The following is a 248-nucleotide window of genomic DNA, read 5'->3' as shown; positions in this document are numbered from 1 at the left end:
GGTTGTTTTGGTTCAACCGGTTGTTCTGGTTGGCTAGGTTGCAATTGCTTGATTTGTTCAAGAGCGTTATTGAGGGCTTTGTTGACGTCTTCTTGAGTCTTGGCTTCTTGGATAGCTGCGATTGCTTTATCAGTAATTTCAACTAATTTTTTCTTAGCATCGTTGTTAGTACCAAGTTCAGCCACTTTTTTCTCGATAGCTTCAGTCAGGCTAGCCATAGCCTTATCGTAATTGATTTCAGGCTGTTC

The 248-nt window shown here is 41.1% G+C and carries 1 protein-coding gene; it reads right to left on the bottom strand.

Translation table 11 applies throughout. The features are described 5' to 3' along the window. Positions 1 to 248, bottom strand: a 248-nt coding sequence (locus tag ADH52_RS04915; protein WP_049510442.1) for a DUF1542 domain-containing protein, incomplete at both ends; no start/stop codon positions are given.

It is taken from the genome of Streptococcus pseudopneumoniae (assembly GCF_001072665.1).
Taxonomy (GTDB): domain Bacteria; phylum Bacillota; class Bacilli; order Lactobacillales; family Streptococcaceae; genus Streptococcus; species Streptococcus pseudopneumoniae_S.
This window is presented reverse-complemented; position numbering and strand designations above follow the sequence as displayed.